The following is a 9,943-nucleotide window of genomic DNA, read 5'->3' on the forward strand; positions in this document are numbered from 1 at the left end:
CAATGTGCTTCAGTATGTCACTCATATTTTTGTGTCAAAAACTTATCGCAATCTTCTTTTACCACAGAATATTACTATTTTGGAGATGTCTATTATTAATTGTCTGTAATTCTTCATTAGTAGATTGGAGTTCTTCGTTCATTGTCTCTAATTCTTCATTAGTAGATTGGAGTTCTTCGTTGGTAGTTTCTAATTCTTCATTGGTAGATTGAAGCTCTTCGTTGGTGGTTTCTAATTCTTCATTAGTAGATTGGAGTTCTTCGTTGGTGGTTTCTAATTCCTGTTGGGAGCGTTGCAGGGCATCTTGGAGTTTAATGTAACGGGTGACATCATGAAAGGCGATGCTAACACCTAAAAAACTGGTATCTGTTTCTTGCAAAGGCGTAATTCGCACATCCAGATATTGGGTTTCTGTGTTAGACAAATAGCGCTCTACATTTGTCAGGCTGACAGGGCGACGTTCGGTATAAGCTCGTTCAATTAGCGATCGCAATTCAACTGGTCGATAGGAAATTTCTAGATCCTGGAAGGGACGAGTTAAATCTTTGGGAGAAAGGGCGAATAAAGTCCGTGCCTGCTCGTTCACCAGTATCAGAGTGCCATTGAGATCAATGACTATTTGGGCAATTGGCGATGTGTCGAAACCCATGTCTCGCAACCGCAAGTGTCGAGATAAACGGCTGCTAGATTCGTCATCTACTGAATTTGTCATAACTAAGAGGCGATCGCGGATATTCACCGACGATATTTTCGTAAATATCCGATTTTTTAAGTCTATTGGGGTAAACAAACTAGAATGCATCAATAGCATTTCTGCTTTACCTAAAAATAGATAGCTATTATCATTAAGTGCAAAATGAAATCGAGCTAGAATTCGCCCTTGAGTCTCAGAATTAAAATACATCATGGTATTGCGATTGACCAGCAAATCTAAGCGCGAAATCGGCGCATCCTGAAGCAGATCGTGGCGACCAAAAATCACTGAGCGGCGCAAGTCTGGGCGAAAGACATAATGATTCCCGATAATTTCAAAGTATTTATGCCGCAATTCTTCTGGCACGGCTTGGATATCTTTTGCTGAATAAACAGCTTGACGAGCCTGGTTGAGAGCATCTTCATCTACATCTGTAGCGTAGATTTTCACTCGTTGGCGAAAATTTTCTGCTCCTAACATTTCCGCCATCAACATTGCCAAGGTATAAGCTTCTTCTCCAGAAGCACAGCCAGCGCTCCAGATGCGTATTTGGTCAGAAGTTTTTTTATTTTTAATCAGATTAGGCAGTATTTCCTCGGCTAGGTATTGCCAAGCTGATGAATCTCGAAAAAAAGCGGTGACGTTAATTAGGATGGTGTTAAAAAGATAATTAAATTCTTCTGGATCGACTTCTAGGTAGTCTAAATACTCTTCAAAGTTTTCTACAGTCAATGACTGCATCCGCTTACATACCCGACGCATCAAAGTCGAGCGCTTATAGCCTGTGAAATCAAATCCCCGGTTTTGTCTGAGATAAATCAGTAGATTTTCAAATTCGGGGTCTTTTTCTGCGAAAGTCATAAGAGGTTGAATGAACAAGTATTTGGCTGTGATTTTAGGCACTTAGAGATCCCCCCTAGCCCACGCCAGTCGCTCATGGGGGAAACCCCCAAGACCGCGCTGGCTCCCCTTAAAAAGGGGGGAACCGGAATCAAAGTCCCCCAATTTATCGGGGAGCCACTGCGGTCTTGGGGTCTCCCCAAGTGAAGCAAGTGGCGTGGATTTAGGGGGATCTGAAATGTTTTGCTACCAACGAGAGGGCTTTTCAAACATCCTCTAAGGTAGAAGGTAGAGAGGAGAATACAAAAGAGTAAAGTTTTTATACTTGTTCACGAGTATAAAAGACTCATTAAAGAAGTTCTAAGCCTCATTAATTAGTATCAAAGACTCATTGTTGGATTCCGAAATAAATTTCCTCTACTCCCTATGTATTAACTTAGTTACATTCTCCCATAACTAAATTCACCAGGGTGCTAGAGATTTCATCTAAGGGGAGAATAAAATCTACGTTACCAGTTTCAATCGCAGCTGAAGGCATTCCAGAAAACTCGGCGGTTTTGACATCTTGGACAATAACAGTACCGCCCATTTTTTTTATTGCTTGTACTCCCATTGTCCCGTCGCTACCCGTTCCAGTTAGCACAATAGCGATCGCTCTTTCTTTGTAAGTGGCTGCAACCGATTTAAATAACAAGTCAGCCGAAGGACGTAACAAATGTACTAATTTGGACTGTGATAACGAAAGCGTGCCGTCATGATTAACTAATAAGTGACGATTAGGCGGCGCAACGTAAGCCGTTCCAGGAGTGAGGCAATCTCCCTCCTCCGCGTGCTTGACGGTAATATCCGTGCGCCGACTGAGAATTTCTGCCATGAACGACCGATGTTCTGGAGCAAGGTGTTGAACAATAGCGATGGCGGCTGGAAATTTTGCGGGTAGAGTCGATAGTACTTTCAATAGAGCAGTCAGCCCGCCTGCTGAGGCTGCGATCGCTACAATATCAAAGGCAGCATTAGGAAACTGAGGTGGATGATTGTTGGCATCTGCCGCCATCTGAATCATGATTTTTTGGCTGTCTATATTAACCAAACTTATTAGTTACACAGAGCATTAATAAATTGATAATTGTTCATCTTTATATATGAATAATACAACATTTATGAACTAACTTTCCTTGTTTTTGCCTTTATCTTTTAAATTTATCTCTTCATCTTCCTGCTCTAAAATCCGTTTCGCCTCTAAAAGTTGCTGTTTATGTTCCTCGCTAACCGTTGGGTATTGCAGATTTAGTTCTTCTAATTTTGTGCAGATAATATTAGCGACTACCAGGCGTGTAAACCATTTGCGATCGGCAGGAATAATATACCACGGGGCCCATTTTGTACTCGTGGAATTGAAAACTTCTTCATAAGCTTTCATATAATCATCCCAAAAAGCTCTTTCTTTGACATCACTATCTGAAAACTTCCAATTTTTTTCAGGAAATTCAATTCGTTCTAAAAAGCGTTTTTTCTGCTCCGATTTCGAGACATTGAGAAAGAACTTCAAAACGATTACACCATTGTCTACTAAATATTTTTCAAAGTTGTTAATCTCTTCAAAACGTTGTTTCCATATCTTATTTCCATTAGGTAAGTGAGGAAGTTGTTGATTTTTCAGTATTTCTGGATGGACACGAACCACTAAAGTTTCTTCATAATATGAGCGGTTGAATATCCCAATTCGACCTCTTTCGGGTAAAGCCTTAGTTGTTCGCCACAGGTAGTCATGGTCTAATTCTTCCGCACTGGGACTCTTGAAACTGAACACCTGAAATCCTTGCGGGTTCACGCCAGAGGTCACATGTTTAATTGTGCTATCTTTGCCAGCAGCATCCATTGCCTGAAAAATAATCAGCAAGGCATAGGTGTTTTGAGCATAGAGAATATTTTGGTAATTTGCTAATCGTTCAACATCTGTCTGCAATTTGCTTGCAGCATCAGCTTTTTGAGCAAAATCAGTTTTATAAGCTGGATCGTAGTTTTTTTTCAGAGAAATCTTTGAACCTGGTGGAACAATGAAAGCATCGTAGTTCATATATAAAAGTTCCTAACTGCTGCTTATACCGAACCATATTGTGAAGTGCTAATTTCTGAAATTTATAAATTCTTAATTAAATAAGGGATTTCCAAATAAAAAAATATTCCAAAGCTGATGCAAAAATCCTCTTAATCTCTCCTCTCTGTGTTCTCTGCGTCTCTGTGGTTCGTTTTTTGGGATAATTTATTCCTTGGAAATCCCAAATTTCACTTTGATTCAAAATTCATACCTTTTAACCAACTTTAGCGGGATAAAATTTAATTAAGAATTACTATCTTCTCTGAAAGACGGTACACGAATGTAACCTTAGCGATGTAACTACGAATTACTTTCGTCGCTTTGGCATCGGGCGCATGGCTTCACGCCCCAACATAAACATCCCTGCAACACCGAAACTGACAAACCAAATATACTGATACCAGTATTGCCGAATCTGCTCGCCCGCCCTGAGTTCTGGATGCAATGTGTTTAAATACAATAGCAGCACTAATATCATCAGTGCCCCAAAACCAATAAAGCTTAAGCCAACACTAATTCGTACAGGTCGCAGTTCAAAATCACTAATAGTATCTAGGTCAATTTCTGCCAACTCATTAAAGGAGTCATCTGCTAAAAATGAGGTTAGTTGGAATTTATTGGACAGTTTTGGTGGCAAAATTAGCGACAGTGTTGCTACGGTTGGACGGCGTAGTAAAGCTTCAGTATCTCGTAGCAATTGCAATGGCTTACGCGTAGTAGTTGATTGAGCAAACTCTATGTTGTCTGTGGGAATTGGGGCATTAGTTTTGCTTTCAAAATCCATAGTGCGCTTTAAAAGAACCAGGATATACATAGCCTAACGAATCATCAGAAAAATGCACCAAAATAATTATGAATTACTCATCCATTTCTTTTAATGTAGCTAATGCTGACGGAGATAAGCGACTCAAATAGCGGAATATCCAGTATTTAAATATGGTATTTAAAATTACCGGAAATGTCGCAATAAACAAAAATATTGCATTTCTACTAGCTGGAAAACCTAAATGTTCTGTGAATCCTTCAAGAAGAACCTCCCACCCATCTGGTGAGTGAAATCCTACAAATATATCTGTAAAAAGAATAATTATAAAAGCTTTAGCACTATCGCTCAGTCCATAGACGATATTATCTATAAAAGACTTAACAATCGCAATTTCTTTTTTGCTAAAAACGATAATTATACTAAAAGAAACTAATGATATTAAATCAGCAAAAACATTACTAACAGCACTATTAGTTTTTATCTGAAATTCATCGGCTATCTCCATTGCTTTATCCTTTATTTTATCTCTTACTACCTCTGAGGAAAGTGCTGGTGCATGATTTAATAAAGATTCAAACCTCAAAGTTTTTTGGAAACTAGATAATTCATGGAGTGCTTCTTTCTCCAGATCGGAATTAAGGAATATTTGAGTTGTGTTCTCTCCTCTAGTCTTTTCTAATATGGGAGTTACTAAGAATTGTTTAGATAAAATCTGAGTTAAAAGGGGGACAATCATTAGGGTAAGCAAAAATCTGAGGGCAACTCTTGTTCTATTTTTAGAAATTCGGTAATTTCTGACGAATTCTTCTTCTCGTTGTGGTGAGAAATCTCCTTTGATTTTATTAAGAGTTCTGCCAATAGACCCAGGTAAAAATGCAGTGTTTTGATTTGAAGGCAGACGTTGAATATTCGATGAGTCTGGTTGTTTATTGATTTCACTCCGATCGATTGTTAGGGGTTGATAATTTGACAATAACGCGCTGTTACTAATTAGCTCATCTTTAACAGCATACTTATCTACAACTTCATCAATAATCTTCAACTTTTCTAACAAAGTAGAATTAGAAATCTTGACAATTCCCCGACTAAGTTGGAATTCTGCAAGTCTAATCTTGATAATAGTTAAATTTTTATCAACATAGACTTGCCAATAAGACATCACCGTTTCAGTATAACTTACGGATTCTGAAGAGATTTTTTTACCCTCAAAATGTTCTATCTCGATATTTCTAATTCTCTGAGCGGCTTGTTGAGCTTCTAAGAGTGCCCTTTCTGGTGTATCGAAAAACCAATTGTTAAGCGAGCGCCAGTATTCTGGGAGATTGCGGCGAAGTCTATTTGCTATTTGGGCGAATGTTTTTTTCATCACAATATATGAATATTTATATAATGTATATTATAATTACATAATCATGAAAAGATGGGTAATGGTTGATTTAAATTTATTATTAACTATCCTCACTAATTACTAGATAAACATATTATTTCGAGGGTACATCTATTAAAAAATTAGCTACAGAGACGAGTCGATTTTCTCTGATAGTAAATTGACCTGCATCGAGTTCGGATGCGATATATAGGACTCATATTTGATTTTTGAAAAAAACTCAGTACACTTTTATTCCTTCTTCCCAGTCCCCAGTCCCCAGTTCCCAGTCCCCAATCCCTTATCTCTACGAGTGATTCAGAAATCAAATCGGATTGCTATATATAGACACAACAGAAAAGTTGGTAATAATAGTAAGCAAATAATTGTAACCAGAATTTATCGGCAATATGAAACTCAGTCTGTGCATGATTGTAAAAAACGAAGCAGCAATACTACCGAAATGTCTGAGCAGTGTTAGAAAAGTAGTAGATGAAATGGTAGTCTTGGATACAGGCTCAATCGATCGGACTCCCGACATTGCCCAACAACTCGGTGCCAAAGTCCATCATTTTAAATGGTGCAATGACTTCAGTGCTGCCCGCAATGCAGCTCTCAAATATGTCACTGGAGATTGGATTCTGGTATTAGATGCTGATGAAACTCTGACACCAGCAATTGTACCGCAATTGCGAGAGGCGATCGCAACAGATGAATATCTGCTTATCAACCTCGTCCGTCAAGAAGTTGGTGCAGAACAATCTCCCTATTCTCTGGTTTCGAGGTTATTCCGCAATCATCCAGATATTCGTTTTGACCGTCCTTACCATGCCTTAGTAGATGACAGCGTCTCAGCAATTTTAACCAAAGAACCCCATTGGCAAGTAGGTTATTTACCAGGAGTGGCACTTGTACACACAGGATATCAAAAAAGTGCGATCGCTCAAAATAACAAATATGCCAAAGCAACCACAGCAATGGAAGGGTTTTTTGCTACTCATCCTGATGACCCCTATGTTTGCAGTAAATTAGGGGCATTGTATGTGGAAACTGGGAAAATTACCCAAGGTATGGAATTGCTCAGACATGGAATTAGCTCGGCTGAAGACAACTACGATATTTTATATGAACTCCACTATCATTTAGGCATTGCCTACAGTCGATTGCAAAAATCCCCGCAGGCGATTTCTCACTATCAAGCTGCCATTAAATTGCCAATTTACCCCATCCTCAAACTAGGAGCATACAACAACCTGGGTAACTTACTCAAAGCAGCAGGAGATTTCAACGGTGCGAAAACCGCTTACGCCACAACTTTAAAAATTGACCCGACTTTTGTTTTTGGTCATTATAATTTGGCAATGACATTTAAAGCTTTGGGTTTATTGACAGATGCGATCGGATATTATCAAAATGCGATCGCCCTAAATCCCAACTATGCCGAAGCGTATCAAAATTTAGGAGTAGTGTTGCTAAAAGCTGGCAATCATCAAGATAGTTTAACAGCTTTTAAAAAAGCGATCGCCCTTCACGAAAGATATAATCCCGAAGAAGCGAAGAGACTACGCCAGGGGTTGCAGGAAATGCAGTTAATGTAGGGGAATTGGGAATTGGCAAATGACATTATTATCAATAATAGAATATTATGATGCGAATTCTTGTCCGCAGCACGTTACGAAAATTTTGGTAAACATATCCTGATGTCGAACAGCCATTAAAGGCTTGGTTTGATGAAGTATCTCGTGCAGAATGAGATAGTCCGGCAAATATCAAAAGTACCTATCGTAATGCCAGTATTATTGCTAATAACCGTGTTGTTTTTAATATCAAAGGCAACGATTATCGTTTAATTGTTCATGTTCGTTATGATATTGGAATTATTTTTATTCGTTTTATTGGAAAGTATCAAGAATACGATAACGTAACTTGAGGCTCACAACTCGAAACTTCAGGTTTTAATATAAACTCCACCCGTTCTGAGTCGAAAAGGTGGAGTGAAGAAGTTGAAGAGTTAATAAATTCTCTTCACAAATGACGAATGACAAAGAACTAAATACGCGACTTGACAAATTTCTCCAATCTATCCATCCCCTTTTCAATAGTTGCCATATCTGTGGCGTAAGAAAGGCGAATATTGTCATCAGCACCAAAAGCAATTCCGGGAATGACTGCAACTTGATGTTCTCCCAGCAAAGCGTCACAAAATTCTAGAGATTTTAGACCGGTTTTGCTGATATCAGGGAATAGATAAAACGCGCCATCTGGTTTTGCAGTACTCAATCCGGGAATGGCGTTGAGTCTGTCTAGCATTACCTGTCGGCGTTTGGCGAAGGCTTGACGCATTTCTTCGACACAATCTTGAGAACTTTGCAGCGCTGCGATCGCACCATATTGGGCAAAGGTACACACGTTAGATGTACTATGTCCTTGAATGGTACTCGCTGCTTTAATAATTTCCACTGGCCCCGCTAAATAACCAAGTCTCCAACCAGTCATGGAATAAGCCTTCGCAAACCCATTACTAATCAAAGTCCGGTCAAAAATTTCCTTCCCTAGAGAACCGATGCTGATATGTTCTGCACCGTCGTAGAGAATCTTTTCGTAAATCTCATCAGAGACGACAAAGATATCTGCATCAACTACTACCTGCGCCAATGCTTTGATTTCGTCTGGCGTGTAAACCATCCCTGTCGGATTAGATGGAGAGTTGAGGATAAATAACTTCGTCTTCGGCGTGATTGCTTTACGGAGTTGTTCGGGAGTAATTTTATAGCCAGTTGTGGCATCTGTATGGACAATTACCGAGACTCCACCAACCAAAGTCACCATTTCGGGATAACTTAGCCAGTAGGGTGCAGGGATAATTACTTCATCACCTGGGTCAATTAGCGCCACTATTAAGTTGTACAAAGAATGTTTACCGCCATTGGTGACGATGACATTCTCAGACTTGTAATCAAGACCGTTATCAATTTTAAGCTTGTGGGCGATCGCTTCCCTTAACTTTGGTTCTCCGGCTGCTGCACCATACTTGGTTTTGCCTTCTTCCAAAGCTTTGACTGCTGCGGCTTTAATGTGCGCTGGGGTATCAAAATCTGGTTCTCCAGCGCTAAAACTACAAACATCTATTCCTTCTGCCTTCAGTGCCTTAGCCTTGGCTGCGATCGCTAAGGTTAATGAAGGTGTTACCTGACTTACTCTTGCTGCCAGCTTCATTCTTACTATTTTCGGCAAATCTTCACTTATCTAAGGATATCCCAGAATCCCTACCAAGATTTGCTTTTTCTGAATTCATTGGGGATTCGGAACTGGATGAATTTTTAATCCTTGACTCGGAACAATGTATTGGATATAACTTTATTTTGAGAATAAACTAACTATTTATATGCAATTAAAGAAACTTTTCATCGCCTCTTTTTTGTTAATTACTGCTCTTTTTATACCTAATGCTGCCATTGCTCAAAATCGCGGTACTCCGGGTAAATTTGATTTTTATGTACTGACACTCTCGTGGTCGCCTGATTATTGTGCGACAAATGGCACTCGCGATCCACAGCAGTGTCGTTCTGGCAAGAAACTTGGTTTTGTATTACATGGTTTGTGGCCACAATACCAAACTGGTTATCCTGCTAATTGTTCCCCACAAAAATTACCATCGGAAGTAAAGCGGCAGTTTCCGAACTTGTTTCCCAGCGATCAGCTTCGCGATCATGAATGGGAAAAACATGGTACTTGTTCGGGGAAAACTCCAGTGGAATACTTGGGATTGAGTAAAAAGTTAAAAGATGCGATCGCTATTCCCGCAGCTTATAATCGTCCTGCGAAACCATTGCGTACCACAATTACGAATTTTAAAAATTCCTTTGTGAGTGCGAACAATAAAATTAGTGCTGATGGAATAGCACCTTTTTGTTCTGGTTCGGGAAGATTTTTGCAAGAAGTCTTCTTTTGTTATTCCAAAAACGGTGAACCTGGTATTTGTAGCGCCGAGATTTTGAAGCGATCGCAAAAAAGTTGTGGTCAACCAGATTTCTTAGTGAGAAACGTTAGGTAGAAAGGGGCATGGGGAATTGGGAATTGGGGAAAGAATTGTTATAACCCCTCACTCCTAACTTCTCACTACCCACAGCTATGAATTTTATTAATTTGTTCTTTACTAATTCTTATTTACTCCTTAAC

Annotated in this window: 7 protein-coding genes and 2 pseudogenes; 3 read left to right on the forward strand and 6 right to left on the reverse strand. The window is 39.4% G+C overall.

Translation table 11 applies throughout. The annotated features are described in order from the left end of the window. Positions 1–67 precede the first annotated feature (67 nt). The 5 genes and pseudogenes from V7K42_RS28225 to V7K42_RS28245 form a co-directional block, all read right to left on the reverse strand. Positions 68–1,555 (reverse strand): annotated as a pseudogene (locus V7K42_RS28225) (CheR family methyltransferase); the annotation flags it as partial. A 415-nt stretch (positions 1,556–1,970) separates the two neighbouring features. Beyond that, positions 1,971–2,597 carry a chemotaxis protein CheB gene (locus V7K42_RS28230; protein ID WP_334920958.1) on the reverse strand — a complete coding sequence of 209 codons (627 nt, stop codon included), beginning with the start codon at positions 2,595–2,597 and terminating at the stop codon, positions 1,971–1,973. A gap of 102 nt (positions 2,598–2,699) precedes the next feature. Beyond that, positions 2,700–3,611 carry a polyphosphate kinase 2 family protein gene (locus tag V7K42_RS28235; RefSeq protein WP_334920947.1) on the reverse strand — a complete coding sequence of 304 codons (912 nt, stop codon included), beginning with the start codon at positions 3,609–3,611 and terminating at the stop codon, positions 2,700–2,702. Between the two features lie 328 nt (positions 3,612–3,939). Beyond that, positions 3,940–4,416, reverse strand: coding sequence for a hypothetical protein (locus V7K42_RS28240; RefSeq protein WP_334920949.1), 477 nt, complete (start codon positions 4,414–4,416; stop codon positions 3,940–3,942). Between the two features lie 73 nt (positions 4,417–4,489). Beyond that, positions 4,490–5,764 carry a proton extrusion protein PcxA gene (locus V7K42_RS28245; protein ID WP_334920950.1) on the reverse strand — a complete coding sequence of 425 codons (1,275 nt, stop codon included), beginning with the start codon at positions 5,762–5,764 and terminating at the stop codon, positions 4,490–4,492. 410 nt (positions 5,765–6,174) lie between these two features. On the opposite strand from V7K42_RS28245, the gene V7K42_RS28250 reads away from it, so the two are divergent. Together V7K42_RS28250 and V7K42_RS28255 are read left to right on the forward strand one after the other, a co-directional pair. After that, complete coding sequence (locus V7K42_RS28250) at positions 6,175–7,362, forward strand: glycosyltransferase (protein WP_334920952.1); 1,188 nt, start codon at positions 6,175–6,177, stop codon at positions 7,360–7,362. Positions 7,363–7,412: 50 nt separating this feature from the next. Further along, a pseudogene (locus tag V7K42_RS28255) lies at positions 7,413–7,694 on the forward strand (type II toxin-antitoxin system HigB family toxin). Positions 7,695–7,813: 119 nt separating this feature from the next. On the opposite strand, the gene V7K42_RS28260 reads toward V7K42_RS28255, so the two are convergent. After that, complete coding sequence (locus V7K42_RS28260; RefSeq protein ID WP_334920954.1) at positions 7,814–8,980, reverse strand: pyridoxal phosphate-dependent aminotransferase; 1,167 nt, start codon at positions 8,978–8,980, stop codon at positions 7,814–7,816. Between the two features lie 169 nt (positions 8,981–9,149). Here V7K42_RS28260 and V7K42_RS28265 point away from each other — a divergent pair, with 169 nt between their 5' ends. Then, positions 9,150–9,818, forward strand: a complete 669-nt coding sequence (locus tag V7K42_RS28265) for a ribonuclease T2 family protein (RefSeq protein ID WP_334920956.1) — start codon at positions 9,150–9,152, stop codon at positions 9,816–9,818. The last annotated feature ends 125 nt before the right edge of the window (positions 9,819–9,943 follow it).

Source organism: Nostoc sp., from assembly GCF_036917455.1.
In the GTDB taxonomy this organism is placed as follows: domain Bacteria; phylum Cyanobacteriota; class Cyanobacteriia; order Cyanobacteriales; family Nostocaceae; genus Nostoc.